This is a genomic window from Phormidium sp. CCY1219, assembly GCF_055795085.1.
Window position 1 is genome coordinate 1 of sequence record NZ_JAYFEQ010000661.1, and the last position, 19,071, is coordinate 19,071.

The following is a 19,071-nucleotide window of genomic DNA, read 5'->3' on the forward strand; positions in this document are numbered from 1 at the left end:
TTTTCGGGTGGCTATTTTGTATCGGTTCATACCGTTTTGTTTTAGCCGACCGTCGGATTTACAATCCTGTAGGGGGTCCAGCCTTTAGGGGCTGTATCCCTTGCCCCGCTTACGTTTCCGGAATTTACCATCCACTTTTGCGGGAACGAATCGCACGGAGATAGTTCAAGTGTATTGAAAATCCACAATCACCGCAAATCGAAACGATAGAGATTGAGAAGAAGCGTGACGGGTCTGTGAAGTGGGGCGATCGCCACGCAACAGTCCTTTTTGCGATCGGCCCCAAAATCGGTGCGATTAAGAGCCTCCGGGCATACCCCGAGTATCCTTGAGGAAACCGCTGTAACCTTCCATGCCATGTTCGCTGATATCCAACCCTTTGAGTTCCTCATCTTCCCTGACGCGGATCCCGAGAGTGTTCTTGAGGACCAGCCAGAAAATAGAGGCGAGTAGAACCGTCATCCCGCCGATCGAGGCGATGCCCAGGATTTGGATGCCCAGTTGAGCTAAATTGCCGGTGTAGAACAAACCGGCCTCCACATTAAACAGACCCACAGCCAAAGTGCCCCAGATGCCATTGACCAAGTGAACCGAGATAGCACCTACCGGGTCATCGATGTGGATGCGATCGAAAAACGTGACCGCAAAAACCACCAAAATGCCACCGATGCTGCCAATAATGACCGCACCAAATACCGTAACACCATCACAGCCGGCGGTAATGGCAACCAGGCCCGCGAGGATGCCATTGATAATCATCGACAGGTCGGGAGTGCCCAGATACATCCAAGCGACAATCGTAGCGGCGATACCACCGGTAGCGGCGGCGATATTCGTGGTCAGGGCAATATGAGCGATCGAGGGGGTGACTTCCATTGTGGAACCGGGGTTAAAACCAAACCAGCCGATCCAGAGAATCAAACATCCCAGGGTAGCGAGGCTCATGTTGTGACCGGGTAATGCCAAGGGACGACCATCTTGATATTTACCCAAGCGCGGTTCGAGGAACGCAGCCCCCATCAATGCGGCCCAGCCCCCCACCGAGTGAACCACAGTGGAGCCAGCAAAATCGAGGAAACCGAGATTCAACAGCCAACCGCCACCCCAGACCCAGTGACCGGTGAGGGGATAGGCGATGCCCACCAGTAAGAGGCTAAAGATTAAGAAGTCAACGAATTTGATCCGTTCCGCCACTGCGCCGGAGACGATGGTGGCGGCGGTACCGGCGAAGGCAACTTGGAAGAGGAATTTAGCCGCTAGGGGCACGCCAGTCCAGTTGAGCGCGTCAAATACCCCCACATAATCTGGATCGACGAGGGGGCTGTTGTCCGGGCCGGCCAAGAAAAAGCCACTCCAGCCAATAAAGTCGTTTCCATTGCCAAACATCAACCCAAAGCCGATCGCCCAGAAAGCCACGGTGGCTAGGGCAAAGACGATCAGGTTTTTTGACAGGATATTGACGGCATTTTTCTGGCGGCAAAAGCCGGTTTCGAGCATGCCGAAGCCCGCATTCATAAAGATGACCAAAATGGCCGCCACGACTACCCACATGGTATCTAGAGCCACTTTCAGGGTTTGGGTTTCGGTGAAGCCCTCGGGTAGATCCCCAGGAGGGGCTTGGGCCACCGCAGAATAACCCCACAGCAGGACGATAATTGTGGCTAAGGGAATGCAAGCTCGCCAAGAGGGGGAGAGTTTTTCAATGGCGAGTTTCAATTGCTGGTAAGTCCTCTCTCCCCGCCAGCGGCGGGAGGTACGACTGCCAGATCGCCGCTGATGTTGGTGTTTCAATTTTCTGTTGAGCCTTAGTTTAGAGGTCATTGTCGGAGTTTTAGATAAGGAATAAACAGATCTAAACAGTGCTTCGCGAGCGAGTGTGGTTCAGCGCAGACCCCGGTCGATAGCGCGACACTATCCTCGAAGCACAGTGGCGCTTCGCGCGCGGTGGCTCTGAGATCCGCACATCAGACGTGGGGCGTGGCAGTGGTGCTTGGTTACGGGGGATGACTTTTTCCCCGAGAACTGTGCGGATGGTTTCCGAGGCCTCGGCTCCGAGATTCGGAAACAGCCCACCGAGCGCCTTGCTCCGCGTCACAATGATTGCACCAATTCTCGGAAAATCCGTCTGTATAAGCGGTTACATTTGTTTGGGGCAGGGGCGATCGCGCGGGCAAAAGACGATCGCACCCCAGTTCCCAGGCGGTTTTTGGGAAATTCTGCAAACAGGTTTAAACCCGCGCGGGTTGTCCGCCTGTGTTGCGGCAAGTCACTTTATTTTTGTTAAGTATTGTTGATAACCGAGTTGGTCGAGATGGGTTTGCTTGTCCATCACCGATTCGGCTAAACTTTGTCGATATTGCATCACGCGATCGCGCAACTCGGGTTTTTGCCCCCCTAAAATTTGCACGGCCAGCAATCCGGCGTTTTTGGCATTGCCAATCGCCACGGTGGCGACCGGAATTCCTCCGGGCATTTGCACGATAGAGTAAAGAGAGTCCACTCCTTGCAGGTGGCGGCTGGGTACGGGTACCCCAATCACCGGTAACGGCGTCAGGGATGCCACCATTCCAGGGAGATGCGCTGCACCCCCAGCCCCGGCAATAATGACTTCAATCCCTCGCAGGTGGGCTTGTTTGGCATAGTTCACCATCCGTTCGGGGGTGCGATGGGCGGAGACAATGGCCACTTCGCAGGCTACCTCGAATTCTTCGCAGATGGCGATCGCCTCTTTCATGGTGGGCAGATCCGAGTCGCTGCCCATAATAATGCCGATTTGTGGTTGATTCATTGTAAAAAGCGAGAGTTTAGAGAATAGATTTTAAATTTTAAATTGTAAAAAAGCCCCTAATCACCCATGTTTGTCGCAAACGAGATGACTCACGCATCAACCTCCCACAGTGCAATGCCGCGATCGGGCTGCACCAATTTGGATATTATCAACGCTCAATTGCCCGGTTATGAGGGCTTGCACTGGTTGCGAATCGATCGCTACGGCTTCATTGAAGTCATTCAACCCATGCGAACCGAAAAACCTCCGGTTCCTTGTATCGACAATTTGCCCGCAATGGAACTTCTCGATGTGTCGGGGGATTGGATTTCTTTGGGTGGAGTGGATCTTCAAATTAATGGGGGGTTGGGATTAGGGTTTCCCGACCTGGAACTCACCGATCTTGCTCAACTCGAGGCAATCTGTCAATTTCTCTGGGAACAAGGAGTGGATGCTTTTTTGCCCACCTTGGTCACGACTTCGATTGACAAAATCCACCGCGCGATCGCGACCTTGGCTGAGTTTTTTGTCCGCCAGCAACATCTCGATGCCCACCAGTGCCAAACCGCTCGCATCCTCGGGGTTCACCTGGAAGGCCCTTTCCTCAATCCCGACAAACGCGGCGCTCATCCAGAACAGTTCCTCCTCCCCCTGACGGTGGAAAATGTCAAGCAAGTGTTGGGGAATTATCCCAGTTTAATCAAGGTGATGACTTTGGCCCCGGAATTAGACCCCACGGGAGCGGCTATCTCCTATCTGCGATCGCAAGGCATTGTGGTCAGTCTGGGCCATTCTCTCGCCAGCGCCCAAACGGCTCAAGAAGCGTTTGATTGCGGCGCAACGATGGTGACTCATGCGTTTAATGCCATGCCAAGTCTCCACCACCGTCAGCCGGGTTTATTAGGCGCGGCGATCGTCAATCCCAATATCCGCTGCGGTTTGATTGCCGATGGCGAACATGTGTCTCCCATTATGATTGACATGCTCTTGTGTGCCAGCAAATACCAACAGGGCATTTTCTTGGTCAGCGACGCTTTGTCACCCTTGGGCCTCCCGGATGGACTTTATCCCTGGGACGATCGCCAAATTGAAGTGAAAAATGGCACCGCTCGCCTCCTCGATGGTACCCTCGCCGGCACTACGGAACCGCTGTTATCTGGGGTGCAAAATTTGGTCAAGTGGGGCGTCTGTGATGTGGGGGTGGCGATCGCTTTGGCCACCGAATCCCCCAGACGCGCGATCGGTCTGCGCGGCTTAACCGTGGGCCAACCGGCTAATTTACTGCGCTGGCACCTGAACGAACCCCATCGCTTGCTAAGCTGGAAACGCCTACAAGCCAATTCTCCCTAATCTTTTGACCCCTACCCCCACCTACTCTCTATCCATTTATGCCCTCAACCATTGCCCTGATCGCTCACGATCGCAAAAAAGATGACATGGTGGCTTTCGCCAAAAAACATTTTTCTCTCCTGTCAAACTACACCCTGATTGCTACCGGCACTACCGGCACGCAAATCATGGAGGCGACGGGCCTTTCGGTGGAACGCATGCAGTCCGGACCGCTAGGTGGGGATTCCCAAATTGCGGCACAAGTGGTGGAAGGCAAGGTCATCGCCGTGATTTTCTTAATCGATCCCCTGTTCGCTCAACCCCACGAACCGGACATTCAAGCTTTATTGCGAATCTGCAACGTCCATCAAGTGCCTCTGGCTACCAATCTGGCCACCGCTGAGGTGATTATGCCCGCCTTGGCGCAAATGTCCTCGGGTTAATATCTTTGCCACCTGAGAGGGCGTCGCACTTTCCCCCACCCCGGTGCCTTGGGATGGGGATTCTCATTTGCGATCGGCGATCGCGCTTCCCTCGTGGTAAGTTAAAAGGCTCGGACTATTTCACCAGCAGGCACACCGATGAACGCAGTCGATGACAAAACCGTAGTTAAAGAGTATTTCAACGCCACCGGCTTCGACCGCTGGCGCAAAATTTATGGCACCGAATCGGTCAATAAAGTTCAGCTCGATATCCGTCAAGGACATCAGCAAACCGTGGATAAAGTCCTCGACTGGCTCGAGGCGGATGGCAATTTGCAAGGCTTGCCTATCTGCGATGCCGGCTGTGGTGTGGGCAGTTTGAGCATTCCTCTGGCACGGGCCGGAGCAATGGTTTATGGCAGCGATATCTCGCAAAAAATGGTGGCGGAAGCCTATACCCGCGCTAAATCTGTATTGGGCAATACCAACAATGTCAGCTTTGAAGCTCGCGATTTAGAATCGTTGAGCGGTCGCTATCATACCGTGGTTTGTCTGGATGTTTTGATTCACTATCCCCAGGAACAAGCAGCACAGATGATCGGTCATTTGTGTTCTTTGGCTGACTCTCGCTTGATTCTCAGTTTCGCTCCGAAAACTCTGGCCCTGAGTATGCTCAAGAAGGTGGGCGAGTTGTTCCCCGGACCGAGTAAAACCACTCGCGCCTATCAGCATCGCGAAGCGGATATCGTAAAAATTATCCAAGCTAATGGTTTTGCGATTCAGCGGGAAGGAATGACCAGCACCCGCTTTTATTACTCTCGCTTGCTCGAAGCAATCCGCCAATAAAATGCTCCCATCGATTCCACCGGAGATGACAACGGTCTGAAAAATAGGCTAGAATCTCGAAAAAATTTACCATTTCCGGTGGAACGATGAAAGGGATAAAAAAGGTGGCGGCAGGTTTATTGCTTGCGTTCGGGGTTTTGTGTTTGGGAATTGCAGGATCGCAACTGCTCAGTTCTGATGGAACGGCGGCGGAAAATACCGATTCTTCAAGAACCAATGGGGCAATGGCAGCCATCGGGTTTGGAATTCCAGCTCTGGCTGCGGGCGGATGGTTATCTTGGGGGTTGTATCGCGGCTCTCAGGAACAAAATCACCAGTGGGATGAAGAACAAAGCCATCAGTTACACGAACTGTTTTTCCAGATGCTACAGGAAAGAAACGGTCAAATTACGGTGCTGCATTTTGCTAAGGAGTCTCAGCTTTCGGGAAAACAAGCTCAACAATTCCTCGATGAAAAAGCTAAGGAGTTTAATGCCGATTATGAAGTCAGCGATCGCGGTGATGTAATCTATCGCTTTAAGGTCTGAATTTATCTGGAAACATAAAAATCATGGCTAAACATAAGTTCCGCTTGTCGGGGCAAGGAGGAGAATGACGGGATTTAAAAAATCGGCCTCAGTTGCATTGCTTACCCTGGGTCTGTCTATTTTAGGGGTGGCAACTGTTAAACTGCAAAACTCACAAACGCCGCCCCAGGATAAACTAGAACTACAGGGGACGATTATTCTGTTGGGTCTCCCGCTGACTCTCCAAGGGGGAATGATGGCATGGCACTTATATCGCGATCGCCAACAAGCAATCGCCGCCATGCAACAACAACAGCGCGATCGCCTTCACGCTCTGTTTTTCCAGCAACTCCTTGCCCACCACGGCAAAATCACTGTCATGCATTTTGCAATGGCAGCTAACCTCTCCGGTTCGGAAGCACGGCAGTTTTTAGACCGCAAAGCTGTGGAATTTAATGCAGATTTTGAAGTGAGCGATCGCGGCGATATTTCTTACTGGTTTCCTCTTTAATCATAAATTCTTTTCGGGGTGCGATCGGGCGTTTTTCTACAGGAAACGCTCGATATTATCCCCACTACTTCTTTCGATTATTTCCAACAACTCAACTCGTTTAACCCTCACTATATCTCGAAAACTATTCTACCACAAATTCCGAAAAAGGAGTAAAAAAATGACGCGAATATTTATTTTAATTTCCGGCGTATTTGGGGGTCTATCCGTGGCTGCCGGTGCCTTTGCCTCCCACGCCTTAAAAGCACAACTGAGCGCCTACTATCTAGCAATTTTTGAAACCGGGGCGCGCTATCAAATGTATCACGCTTTAGCCCTGTTGCTGGTAGCATTGCTGCTCGATCGCACCGAAACCACTGCTGCTGCATCCCCTGCCTTAGTTGCGGCGGGATTTTCCTACATTATCGGCGTAGCGATTTTCTCCGGTAGCCTCTATGCCCTTAGTTTAACCGGCATCAAATGGTTGGGTGCCATTACCCCCCTCGGCGGTAGCGCATTGATTATCGGTTGGGGCTGTTTAGCCCTAGCCGGTTGGAATTTTAAGTAATTAAAAAAGCCACAATAATTGGCTGCAAAAATACGTTTAAACTTGTCCAACTCGGCTTTTTAAACAATGAATGTCCCCGTTTATATGTGGGCAGCTTTTCCTCATTTCCGGTTGATGAATTAACCGAAAATGTTATTTCTGCGAGAAGGATGTTTAAAGTGGGTAGCCATCGAGTCCCTTCAAAGACGCGATTTACCGCGTCTCTACAAGCGGAGGAGTCCGGAGGCACCTCTAATATGATGTTTGAAAAACGGGATAATGCCGAGTCGATCGAAACAGCGATCGGACGCGAACCTAATCCGAGAGCAATTATACTTAGAAAACCCACCTCCGGCTGCCTGGGATTAAAATTTTCCGAAAAAATAACCCCAAACTTGACGTTCCGAATTTTGAAAGCTTGAATGGGGATAGAAACCCAATAATCCAATACAAAATTCCCCCACCCAATGCAATAATTTAGGGAGTTAAATAATGAAAAATTGGCTGCATGGGTTGTTTTCCACAGTCTTTTGGCTGTGGAATCTAACCTTTCTCGGTATTGTCTACTTCGGGATTTTGCCTGGGGTTGGTCTCTCCTTAATTCAGGCCACGGCGGAAGGATTGATTCCCCTGGAATTTAGCCTAACATTACTGGGGTTGATTGCGGTGCCCACGGTTTGCGCCCTCCTGGGGATCCGTCTGAGGAAAAAACCCCTGCAACTGATCCGGTTATTCTATGGCGTTGAAGCGCCCCTGTTTGCGCTTGCCCTCATCCGCCTGTTTCTCTTGCGCGAACTCACCCCCGCCAGTAGTTGGATGGTGGCCACCACCCTACTTTGTATCGGCGCATTCGGCGTTCAGTTATTTTACGGCTATGCAAGGAGCGATCGCAAAATTGCCAGCCTGCAACTGCTCGCTCACAGCCTGATGCTGCTCATGGGGTTATACTTTGGCGCGCTGTTACTATTCTATGCCCTTCCCGCCACCGTCTCCTTTTTAGGAGCAATCTTAAGTTTCCAGTGGTTGGGCGCACTCTGGCGAATGTTACAGTACGATTTCTTCAGCACCTTATGGTGGGTGCCGATATTCTTTCTGCTGTTTGGCTTTAGTTGTACCTTATTTCTTGCCATGCCTTCCGCCCTGGCAAGCTTCTACATCCACGCCGGATATCGCGTCTTGCGGGAGTTTGCCCAACAGTACGGACGCAACCGCGCGGTTTTCGGTTCTGTAGCCGTCATCACCAGTTGGATGGTAGTGTTTTTGGCAGTTCAGCAGCAGCCGCAAGTGCAGGCATTTAAGCTGTTAGAAACGCCCGCTACCACCGAAAAAGCGCGTCAGGAACTTGTGACCCAATCCGACGCAATTCGCAATGGTCTCACTAACGCCTACTTATCCCGGTATCGCTACCTGAGTACCGTGGAAGATAACAATCACATCGGCGTTATGTACCAAAATGTGCTAGGCTTAAATGAAGCATCGGCGCGAGTCGTGCAAAACTGGTACAATCAACTGATGTCGCCCTTGTTGTACAAAGGGTCGCGGCAAGATATCAAAAAGGCGGAAAAACTATATGCGGAATTTTTCGATACGCCGATTCAAAAAGGCGAGCGATCGCAAATTTTGCACGCGGTTCAATCCACCGCCAATCGGGAAGAAGCCAAAGCTGGCGTGCTGAATATTGACGAAAAACGAGTCTGGCTAGCTGAGCAAGAAATTACCGTCACCGAAAACGGAGAGTGGGCCGATGTGGAACTGTATGAAGTTTACGAAAACCAAACCTATGTAGATGAAGAGGTCTTTTATTACTTTTCCCTGCCCGAAAGTGCGGTACTCACGGGAGTGTGGTTAAATGAAACTGCCGATCGCAGCGATCGCTATACCTTCCAAATTTCCCCGCGCGGGGCCGCACAGCAGGTTTACAACAATCAAGTGCGACGCAATGTAGACCCAGCCCTACTGGAACAAGTCGGTCCGCGTCAATATCGCCTGCGCGTGTTCCCGGTACCGGCGCGATTATCCGAGTGGGATGAAACGGAGAAAGAACAGCCCAAACAGCATATGTGGCTGACGTATAAAGTCCTGCAAAGCGAAAAGGGATGGGCGCTTCCGGAATTGGCGGAAAAACGCAATGTATTCTGGACGAAAAAAACCGCGCGGATTTATAATGGCAAAACCATCAAAGGTGACGACGAGGCATGGATGCCATCGTTTATTGCCGCAAAAGCATCGCGATCGCCTAAGATGCAGCAGGTGACGTTACCGGGCAACTATACCCTGACGGCAAAACCTTTGGCGGCAACAGACTACGCCGAAGTGCGCGGTCAGCGAGTGGCGGCAATTGTCGATCGCTCTTACAGCATGAAATCCCACGCCAAGGAACTGGCACAAACCTTTCAGTGGTTGCAAAAACACGGGTTTAGCGATCGGCGTCTGGATAACAACGATGCCGATTTATACCTGACGGCTACAGGCGATTCCGAACCTACTCGCCTCGACGACATCGGCAACTTTAATCCAAGCAATATTACCTTTTACGGTAGCCTGCAATTTAAGGAAATGTTGCAGCAGTTTCAGCAGTTGCGCGGCGATACCACTTACGATGCAATTGTCCTGATTACTGATGAAGGCAGTTACGAGTTAGCCGACAACGATAAAGCGGTGATGACAATGTCTGCACCGTTGTGGATGGTGCATTTAGGAGGCTTGCCTCGCGCTTACGATGATGCCACGTTAAAGGCAATTCAAGACAGTCGCGGCGGTGTGGAATCGGAATTGTCTCGGGTGTTGCAACGACTGGCAACTCAGGAAAAATTAGGCGACAATGCGGTTAGCGTTGTGGATGGTTATGGCTGGTTGGTGCAGAATGAAAAACCGCCGGAATTGGCGAAATTGCCCGCAGCGATCGCCAAGGCGCAGGGGTCTAAATCTAGTTTAGAACCTTTGGCTGCACGACAGTTAATTTTGGCGCTTTCTAAGGAGATGGATCCGAACAATTTGGCCGAGTTAGATGCCATTCACGCTATTGCGAAAAAGTACGAAATTGTCTCGCCTTATTCTTCGGCGATCGTGCTGGTAAATGAAGCGCAAAAGCAAGAGTTGAAGGAGGCAGAATCCAAGAGCGATCGCTTCGATCGTGAGGTAGAAGATGGTCAAGAACAGTTAACTCAACCGAACGATCCGTTAAATGTAGCGGTTCCGGAACCTCACCAATGGTTGGGGACGATCGCCGCGATCGGGCTGTTGATTTTGGCAAAACGCAAATTGGCTAAGGTGTAATCCCCAATTTGCCGAGTCGCTGTAGGGTGGGCAATGTCTACCCTACGGTGTTTTTTCAGTTGTATGGTGGGCAATCTCTACCCTGTCGAAAGTTGTACCTCGAATTGTATAGAATGCCGGAAGGAATTTCCGCCTATTGGCAGACAAGTGGAAGGCGATCGCTTGATATCATAGCGGTAGAGATAGCTGGCGAAGGAAGCACTGTATGCAGAAACTGGGATGTATTCACGGACAAGTGCCGTCGCTAGTTTAACTCTGGTGAGAGAGACTAGGAGATTATCTAATGGCTACCGTACAATTACTCGGAACGACCGTAAGTACCACAGGCACGAATCTGGATGTGCCCCCCCTGAGCATCCACCCGAGGGTGGGATCGATTCCCAATAACGCCAGCGATCGCTTTCCGGTGGGTCTCTACAATCCGCCCACTAGCCCGGGTTTCACCGGCCCGAACCTGCTCAATTATTTTAATTCCGTGATTGCCGGCGCGACCGCAGTGGCAACCAACCCCGTGAGTATCAGGACTACTCAGACGGGAATGACGTGCAATCCGTCCCCAACTGGGCTAGTTTCGGTCCGGTGAACCCTTCCGGGATTCGCGCTTTTGATGGCAACGATACGGTAACGGGTTCCTCTGCTAATGATATTATCAATGGGAACCGGGGAGATGACAACCTCTCTGGCGCACAAGGTTACGACTTCCTGCGCGGTGGCAAAAACCCCGATATTATTAGTGGCGATGCGGGAAATGATATCCTGAATGGCAACAAAGGAGACGATATCGTAGAAGGCAATCTCGGGGAAGACATTGTGCGCGGCGGTCAAGGGGATGACCAGCTATTTGGTAACGACGGAGATGACGTGGTTATCGGCGATGATGGAGTGGATATACTCACCGGCGGATTTGGTGCCGATGCATTTGTCCTCAACGCCAACGATTTGGCCGTCAATGAGTTGACTACAGACGAGATTGCGGACTTTTTCCCGGTGGTGGATGGCGATATTATCCTCTCGGACGGGATCGATCGCGCTGAGGTCACGTTCGACGATGCTGCCAATGTGGGCGGCGCGCCGGGAACTAACGATACGGTGATTCGCTTTGGCGGTCAAGTGCTGGGTGTGGCGTTGGATGTAGATAGAACCACAGTGTTCGATAATTTCTATACCATAGATGCAAATTCTCCACTGGTTACGACAATTGGATAAGCTATTTGTTTGCGTCTCATATTCGGCGTAATTGTAGGGGAAATTGATGCATTCCCATACAAATTGGGCGAGTTTTCAGAATCACAAACTGTTTTTCCAGGGAGTAATACTCCCTGGGCAATCATTCAAAACATCAATTTCCCGAAAAATAACAACCAGAAAAATAGAAGTTAAACCAGAGCGGTTATAGGGGAAGGGCGATCGCGAATTCAGTGCCTTGGGAATGGGTGGTTTTACAAGTTAAGGTTCCCCCATGTTTTTCTTCAATAATCTGACGGGAAATCGATAAGCCCAAACCCGTACCTTTTCCCATTGGTTTGGTGGTAAACATGGGATTGAATGCTTTTTGATAAACTTCTTCTGTCATTCCCAGACCATTATCGGCAATGCGAACGATCGCCTTATCTTTATCTTGTTCGATGCGAATGTAAATGGTGGGCACTTCCCCGTCTAACATATCCCGAGATATGGCGTCATCCAAGGCATCGATCGCGTTGGCGAGCAGATTCATAAAAACTTGGTTCAGGGGTGCGGGATAGCACTCCACGAGGGGCATTTCTTGGTACGCTTTCTCCACGGCGATCGCCGGACGAGTGCCATGTGCTTTCAGTCGGTGGGTGAGGATTAACAAGGTACTTTCAAGTCCCTCGCGCAGGTCAAACGGCACCTTAGTGGAGGTATCCGATCGCGAGAAATTTCGCAAGGATAAGCTAATATTGCGAATGCGATCGATGCCTAATTTCATCGAATGCGTCATATTGGGTAAATCTTCGATAATATAATCTAAATCGATTTCTTCCCGATGGCGTTGTATTTCCGGAACCGGATTGGGATAATACTGCTGATAGTATTTCAGATGTTCGATAATGTCTTTGGTATAGTCTTCGATGTGGCCGAGATTGCCACACACAAACCCCACCGGATTGTTAATTTCATGGCCAATTCCCGCCGCCACTTGACCGATACTGGCCATTTTTTCACTCTGCACCAGTTGGGTTTGTGCTTGCTGTAGCTTTTCGAGAGATTGAGTCAATTCCGCCGTGCGTTCTTCCACTCGCTTTTCTAGCTCAACCGTCAGCTCTTGTAACGCCGATTCTGCTACGGAACGTTCTTCAATTTCTCGTTTCAATCGCTGATTTTGTTCTTCCAGCTCCTTGGTTAAAAAGCGCAATTTCAGATGCACCCTCACCCGCGCTAATACTTCTTGCTGCTGGAACGGTTTTGTGATGTAATCAACTGCTCCCTGGTTGAGACCTTTTACCTTATCCACCGGATCGGAGAGAGCGCTCATTAAAATCACCGGAATTTCGGACGCGATTTGCGAACATTTCAGCCTTTTGCAGGTTTCAAACCCGTTAATTCCCGGCATCATCACGTCTAACAATATCAAATCCGGCGGATCGAATTCTACCTTTTGAATGGCGCTTTCGCCATCTCTTGCCACCCGGACTTCAAAACCGTTTTCGTCCAGTAAATCCGAAAGGATTCCTAAATTTGTGGGGCTGTCATCCACGACTAAAATGACGCCATTTTCTACAGATTCCCGCTCCATTAATTTTCCTTCCTATATTGCCGAATGTACTCCAGTAATTCTTGTTCTTGAAAATTTTTGACGAATTCTCGCAATTGTTCAGTAAATATGACCCATTTTTCATCTACCAGTTCTAGTTTAGCAGCTTGGCTGAGAATTGCCTTCAAGTTGCCTTTCATCGCCAGTTGAAATAGGGTATCGAGAACCTCTGGAGGCGGCGCTATCGCCCGGTCAGGGTGCAATTTACCGTTGAGCGGGGCATCGCCGCCTGTCTCTGACATTGCTATGCGATCGTGCTCTCCAGGGGTTTCCTCATACACCCATTCTACATCTAAATATTGCTGTAACTTTTCTAACAATTCAGCCCCCTGCACCGGTTTGGGGAGAAAATCGTCGCATCCGGCATCCAAACTCTGCTGTTTGTCTTTGTCGAATACGCTGGCGGAAGAGGCGATCGCGATCGTGTTTTTCAATTCCGGAATCTGTCGGATGCGCCGCATCATTTCAAACCCATCCATCACCGGCATCACTAAATCCACGATCGCCAAATCCGGTTGAAACTGCAGCGCTTTTGCCAATGCTTCTTCCCCCTGACTCGCTTCTAAGAGTTCAAATCCCAGCGGCGCAAGCAAATTGACCACAATTTCTCGATTTTGCGCCCGATCGTCCACCACCATTATTTTGCCTTGTTTCCCTTTAAATCCCACCAGTTTATTCGGTGCGATCGCCTCAGTGGTTTCCCCCGCTTCTGTTGTCGTCTCGAAGGTTAAATCCATCCAAAACAAACTCCCCACTCCCGGGGTACTCTCCACCTGAATTTGACTCCCCATCAATTGTACGATTTTCTGACTAATTGCCAATCCCAACCCGGTTCCTTCAGCGTGGGAGCGATCGCCCACTTGTTCGAAGGGCAAAAATATTTGATGAAGTTGCTCCGCACTCATCCCCACTCCCGTATCTTCCACCTCAAATCGAAGGGTTTTTTTCTCAATTTCCGACCCCTTGCTACTATCTTCCCCCGCGATTTTATCCCCCTCAGCACTTCCCACTATGCTGACTTTTAACGTCACCTGACCTGTCTCGGTAAACTTAATGGCATTGCTCAGTAAATTAATTAATACTTGTCTCAACCGCTTTTCATCGGCTTTAATCCCTCGCGGCAGTTGGGGGTCGGCTTGGTATTTTAACACAATTTTCTTCTCTTCGGCACGGATGCGGCAGATTTCCACAATCCCTTTCATAAACGAGGAAAACTGTAAGCATTTTAACTCCAGCTCCATTTTCCTCGCTTCGATTTTCGATACATCGAGAATATCATTGATTAACGTTAGCAAATGACAGCCACAATCGTAAATGATGCGAAGGCTTTGCTTCTCTTTTTCGCTGATGGTTTGGGAATTTTGCAGGATTTGCGCGTATCCCAAAATTCCATTTAGCGGCGTTCGCAATTCGTGGCTCATATTCGCCAAAAATTCGCTTTTGGCTTTGTTCCCTGCATCGGCGACTTCTTTGGCATGTTTGAGGTTGGCTTCGGATTCTCGCAATGCCGCTTCCGCGCGCTTGCGATCGGCAATTTCTTCTGTAAGCGCTTTTTCCATCAGCAGTCGTTCTTTGATTTCTTGTTGCAGTTGCAGATTTTGTTTGTCCAATTCTGCCTCGGCTAAATGCCGACTCTCCTCAGTCAGCACAAACCACCATACTCCGATTCCCACGCAGACTAATAAAAACGCATAAAGTTTCACAAAGGTGGGAATTAGGGTTTCGGAAAATTCCGGATTATTTGGTGAAAGCAGCAGAAATTCTTGGTAGTAAACTAAGCCAAATACACTACCAAATACTGCCGCAACAAACCCGAAAATACTTGCATATTTAATCAACCTCGCACCAAGTTTGGGAGAGATTTTTTCTTGCAAGCAGGTTCCGGCGATCGCACCGATGGCTTTTTCCATCGGGGTGGCGGTGTGCTTGCAGCGATCGTGGCATCGCGCATCTAAACTGCAACATAAGGAGCAAATATGCCCGTCATACAGGGGGCAAAATGCCATGTCTTCTGGTTCGTATTCATTCTGGCACACACAGCACTCCAAGCTGTGGTTTTCTAAAGGATTCATTCCTAGTGTATTCTCTCTAGCAATATAATATTTCCCTTGGGTAATCCAGGCGATCGCGGGAGATAAAATTAAGGCAAGCAATAAGGCAATAAATGGCGAAAACGCTTGCGCTTGCGGACCAAATACTCCCACAAAGGCAGCGATCGCCACCCCAGATGCGATCGTCATCGACCCAAACCCCACGGGATTGATATTGTAAAGATACGCGCGCTTAAATTCAATATACGACGGACTAATTCCCAAGGGTTTGTTCACCACTAAATCCGCCACTAACGCCCCGATCCAGGCGATCGCAATGTTTGAATACAGTCCCAATACCGCTTCTAAAGTTTCAAATACCCCCAATTCCATCAATAACAAGGCGATCGCCACATTAAATACCAACCACACCACTCGCCCGGGATGACTGTGGGTTAATCTCGAAAAGAAATTCGACCACGCTAACGACCCCGCATAAGCATTGGTCACATTAATTTTAATCTGCGAAATAATCACAAAAAATGTAGCAACTGCTAACACCACGCCCGGATTATCAAATATTGCATCAAACCCCGCCAAATACATCTGAATCGGCTCTTTTGCTTTCTCAAAACTCACCCCATGATGAATTGCCACCGACGCTAAAAACGCACCGCCAAGCTGTTTCGCCCCACCCAGAATAATCCACCCCGGTCCGGCTAAAATCACCGCCAACCACCAGCGAACTCGATTGTTTTCTTGCTTGTCGGGCAAAAACCGCAGATAATCCACCTGTTCTCCCAATTGCGCGATTAATGAAAAAGACACGGTAGCTGCAGCGCCAAATAACAAGGGGTCGAATTCTGCCCCACTGGCTGATTTTCCCGCAAAATTAACCCAATTTGACAAAGCATCCGGCTCTTTATAAAATAGAAAAATATAGGGTAAAATCATCAAAGTTAACCAGATGGGTTGCGTCCAGAGCTGAAGCTGGTTAATCAAGGTAACGCCAAAAAATACCAGGGGAATAATCGCTAACGAGCAAATCACATAGCCCACAGGTAAGGGGAGGTGAAAATAAAGTTCGATCGCCTGCGCCATAATTGCCGCTTCTAAGGCAAAAAAAATAAAGGTAAAAGAGGCATAAATCAAGGAGGTAATCGTGGATCCGATGTACCCAAATCCCGCCCCTCGGGTCAGCAAATCCATGTCGATGTTGTGTTTTGAGGCATAATAGCAAATCGGTAATCCAGTCAGGAAAATAATCGCGCCAACCGCTAAAATCGCCCAAAATGAGTTAGCAAACCCGTAGCGGATAGCGATCGCTCCCCCAATGGCTTCTAATGCGAGAAATGAAATCCCTCCCAATGCAGTATTCGCCACTAAAAATTCCGGCCACTTGCGGAAGGATTTTGGCGCAAAGCGCAAGGCGTAGTCTTCCAAGGTTTCTGTAGCTACCCAGCTATTATAGTCCCGCCGCACCTTGACAATATTTGTATGAGACCTTCGCTGCATATTTATCTCCGAAAAAATTCAGGTTGCCTTTAAAAAATGGGCTTATAAAGTTAATTTACAAACAACCCGTAGCCGAAACCTCAATTGCTTTCGCCAACACAGTTATTCGCGCTTTTTTTATCTTCATCGGTGTTGAAACTCCAGTTTCTCTGACGATTTTCTGGTGATTGCTGCTAAAGCTTTTATGCCACCTAATTCACCTGATTTTATCCTCCAACCTCCAGCGATTGGGGACTCTAAGGATACTGCAATCGTGACAACTGTTACCACACACCCTGACGTTTTGCACTCCATTTTTTTGGGGTTTCCCTAAGTTGACAGTTCTGTTACTGTCTGCCTAGTATATACTACCCCAATTCTCTTTTAGAATTATCATAGCAGACAATCTTTGGGAGCGCGATCGCCTATTTTTGGGATTAAATGAATCTTAAGAAAAGGTGAATCTTTTTCCGATTGGATGGGGCGCGGGCCGATTTTCCCTACCCCACCTTCTCCGGAGGAGCGATCGCGATCGCCACCGAATCGGCGATCGGGCTAATTCATTACATCACCCAGGGAAAATCAGTAGTTTAACGGTTGACTTTTTTCCCATACACCTGTAATAAAAATCCCCGCGCCGTAGGGTGTGGACTACCCCCCACAGAACGTTCTATCCCCCATGATTTCGGGTTGCCACACCCTCTTCCATTCCCCTCCTACAAAGACGTTACATACTTCAGTCGCACTCGTACCAGCAAATCGTTCAGCGCATCTTTGCCCTTCGCAGCTTCCGGAAGACAACTCGAATGAAATGCCGCGTCTAATTCCCCTCGCAGGCGATCGCATTCCCCGCGATAAAACTCCACATCCACCGCTTCTAAAATCGCTCCTTCTCCCCCTTCCATTTTCCGCGCAATTAACTCGGGAATATACCGCAACTGAAACGCTTCATTTAACCGCACCAGATTCGCTTCTACTTCGCCGGTTTGCATCAGGTGAATCCCCGTCAGCAGTACCCGAAACACATAAAGTAACGGTTTCACCCGGGGAGGATGTTCTTTTTCAAACAATCGCCATTGGGTGCGCGCAAACCCCAAATAGTGATGGGCGTGGTGGCGGGTAATGCAGCTTCTGGCAATTGATTTTAATTCCTCATGTTCCGGAGAAGAGTGAAACACCAAAGGCGAATACAGTGGCTCTAACACGCCCTTTTTCGTCAGCAACAACTGAAAAAACTTTTTAATATCGTGCGTTACCAGGTCGATAATTAGCTGATTGTCTGGCGTTTCAAAATGCTCGATTGTCTCGCGCAGGGGATGGAGTCCCACCACCTCCGCCAGGGGTAAAATATGAACGCCGCGCAAATCATAATCGGAATCTTGCGAGGGAAATCCAAACAAATGCGCCCCGCTAAGGGTGGAAAATAACAGCGGGTAAGGTTGATGAGAAATAATCTCGAGCAATTGGGAATTAACGGTCATGGATTCTCCAGAATAGGCAACCGAGTTGTAGTTTTGTCAGGCACCCCCATGCTGTTTTTATACCATGCTGCGACGCGCTTTAATCAAAAATTCATTCGCTTGGTGATAGTCCGGACGTTCGGGGAGTTTGGTGTGAGCAAAGGCGGTATCGAATAAATGATGCAAGCTCAATCGCCATGCATCCACTTCTTCCCAGGGCATTTCGCCGCGCCGAATCGCAAGTAATTGTTCTCGATAGTCCTCCACCGCAACGGGAACGAATCCTTCTTTTAAAACGGTAATTCCCGATAGCAATAGGCGAATCAAGTGCATTGCATGTTTCCACTTTATTTGCCCTTTGTTGCGGATGTCTTGTTGCAATTTTTTGAATTGCGACATCACATAGCCGTTGTAGGTTTGATAAACTAATTGAGATAAAAAGATGTTTCGCAATGCGAGCAGCTCTTCGGCCAGGGGACTCGCCATTTCCACTAAGGGGGTGTAAAGGCATTCTAACACGTTGGGGTTGGCTTTCAAGGCCAAAGTGATAAATTTTTGGATTTCCCAGTAGCATTCTTCGGTGTGTTTGTTTTCCAGTTGTTCGGGTACGCCGTAAAGCGACCAATGCAACTGGGCGGGGGGTAGATAAATGCCGCGTCGGTCGGTATCGGAGGTCTGATGGGATAAACCGTAGGCTCTCGAACCGACCACACAGCGATAAATCACCGCATCGCTCAATTGGTAGTCTGTCAATTCGCTCTCTTTGTATTGTAACCCGGATTGTTGCCACTGTTTGCGGATGCTGAGTTCGTGGCGATGCAGGGATGCTTCGTCGCCATCGGGAAAGCGCACGCGATAGGCGTGGGTGTTGTCCGTGGGGGATTCCACGATCGCCCCCACACTCCCGCGCGATCGCTCGGGTTTTCCTTTCCCTGGGTCGATAGGCACCCGGGTGACAACCTGCGTCCCCACGGGCAAAATTAAATTCGGATTTAGGGATAAGTCCTCAACCACAGCGGTTTCCTCCCCTGCAAACTAACAATTTTACTCCAGGCGTTTTTACCTTTGTAGTATGTTATAGCACAATTACTGCCGGCGTCGCCATTGCCCTAAGTGCAAAGCGGGCGG

The 19,071-nt window shown here is 49.5% G+C and carries 15 protein-coding genes; 9 read left to right on the forward strand and 6 right to left on the reverse strand.

The window, feature by feature from the left end; translation table 11 throughout:
* Positions 1–297: 297 nt before the first annotated feature.
* Together AC0QH1_RS19210 and purE are read right to left on the reverse strand one after the other, a co-directional pair.
* Complete coding sequence (locus tag AC0QH1_RS19210; protein WP_324632882.1) at positions 298–1,821, reverse strand: ammonium transporter; 1,524 nt, start codon at positions 1,819–1,821, stop codon at positions 298–300.
* A gap of 445 nt (positions 1,822–2,266) precedes the next feature.
* Entirely contained in the window at positions 2,267–2,788 is a 522-nt protein-coding gene (gene purE / locus AC0QH1_RS19215; RefSeq protein WP_324632884.1) for a 5-(carboxyamino)imidazole ribonucleotide mutase, read from the reverse strand.
* Between the two features lie 84 nt (positions 2,789–2,872).
* On the opposite strand from purE, the gene nagA reads away from it, so the two are divergent.
* From nagA to AC0QH1_RS19260, 9 genes are all read left to right on the forward strand, one after another.
* A complete protein-coding gene (nagA, locus tag AC0QH1_RS19220) occupies positions 2,873–4,117 on the forward strand; it encodes an N-acetylglucosamine-6-phosphate deacetylase (RefSeq protein WP_442957338.1) in 1,245 nt (414 codons plus the stop codon).
* A 38-nt stretch (positions 4,118–4,155) separates the two neighbouring features.
* Positions 4,156–4,539, forward strand: coding sequence for a methylglyoxal synthase (gene mgsA / locus AC0QH1_RS19225; RefSeq protein ID WP_324632885.1), 384 nt, complete (start codon positions 4,156–4,158; stop codon positions 4,537–4,539).
* A 138-nt stretch (positions 4,540–4,677) separates the two neighbouring features.
* Entirely contained in the window at positions 4,678–5,364 is a 687-nt protein-coding gene (gene bchM / locus AC0QH1_RS19230) for a magnesium protoporphyrin IX methyltransferase (protein ID WP_324632887.1), read from the forward strand.
* A gap of 86 nt (positions 5,365–5,450) precedes the next feature.
* Positions 5,451–5,891 carry a hypothetical protein gene (locus AC0QH1_RS19235; RefSeq protein WP_324632890.1) on the forward strand — a complete coding sequence of 147 codons (441 nt, stop codon included), beginning with the start codon at positions 5,451–5,453 and terminating at the stop codon, positions 5,889–5,891.
* A gap of 64 nt (positions 5,892–5,955) precedes the next feature.
* Positions 5,956–6,381 carry a hypothetical protein gene (locus AC0QH1_RS19240; RefSeq protein WP_324632891.1) on the forward strand — a complete coding sequence of 142 codons (426 nt, stop codon included), beginning with the start codon at positions 5,956–5,958 and terminating at the stop codon, positions 6,379–6,381.
* A 160-nt stretch (positions 6,382–6,541) separates the two neighbouring features.
* Positions 6,542–6,928, forward strand: a complete 387-nt coding sequence (locus AC0QH1_RS19245; protein ID WP_324632892.1) for a DUF423 domain-containing protein — start codon at positions 6,542–6,544, stop codon at positions 6,926–6,928.
* A gap of 471 nt (positions 6,929–7,399) precedes the next feature.
* Positions 7,400–10,183 (forward strand): TIGR02921 family PEP-CTERM protein, encoded by a 2,784-nt coding sequence (locus AC0QH1_RS19250; RefSeq protein ID WP_324632893.1) that lies wholly within the window; start codon positions 7,400–7,402, stop codon positions 10,181–10,183.
* A 283-nt stretch (positions 10,184–10,466) separates the two neighbouring features.
* Positions 10,467–10,766 (forward strand): hypothetical protein, encoded by a 300-nt coding sequence (locus AC0QH1_RS19255; protein ID WP_324632894.1) that lies wholly within the window; start codon positions 10,467–10,469, stop codon positions 10,764–10,766.
* On the forward strand, positions 10,727–11,389 hold the full coding sequence (locus AC0QH1_RS19260; protein ID WP_324632895.1) for a calcium-binding protein: 663 nt from the start codon (positions 10,727–10,729) through the stop codon (positions 11,387–11,389). The genes AC0QH1_RS19255 and AC0QH1_RS19260 overlap by 40 nt, the downstream gene beginning before the upstream one ends.
* Before the next feature lie 184 nt (positions 11,390–11,573).
* Here AC0QH1_RS19260 and AC0QH1_RS19265 read toward each other — a convergent pair whose 3' ends face one another.
* The 4 genes from AC0QH1_RS19265 to AC0QH1_RS19280 all read right to left on the reverse strand — a co-directional run bounded on the left by AC0QH1_RS19265 (position 11,574) and on the right by AC0QH1_RS19280 (position 18,957).
* A complete protein-coding gene (locus AC0QH1_RS19265; RefSeq protein ID WP_324632896.1) occupies positions 11,574–12,941 on the reverse strand; it encodes a hybrid sensor histidine kinase/response regulator in 1,368 nt (455 codons plus the stop codon).
* The gene (locus AC0QH1_RS19270) at positions 12,941–16,504 is read right to left on the reverse strand and encodes an ATP-binding protein (protein ID WP_324632897.1); all 3,564 of its coding nucleotides are present in this window, start codon (positions 16,502–16,504) and stop codon (positions 12,941–12,943) included. The genes AC0QH1_RS19265 and AC0QH1_RS19270 overlap by 1 nt, the downstream gene beginning before the upstream one ends.
* A 695-nt stretch (positions 16,505–17,199) precedes the next feature.
* Entirely contained in the window at positions 17,200–17,964 is a 765-nt protein-coding gene (locus AC0QH1_RS19275; RefSeq protein ID WP_324632898.1) for a nucleotidyltransferase domain-containing protein, read from the reverse strand.
* 57 nt (positions 17,965–18,021) lie between these two features.
* Positions 18,022–18,957 (reverse strand): nucleotidyltransferase domain-containing protein, encoded by a 936-nt coding sequence (locus tag AC0QH1_RS19280; protein WP_324632899.1) that lies wholly within the window; start codon positions 18,955–18,957, stop codon positions 18,022–18,024.
* Between the last annotated feature and the right edge of the window lie 114 nt (positions 18,958–19,071).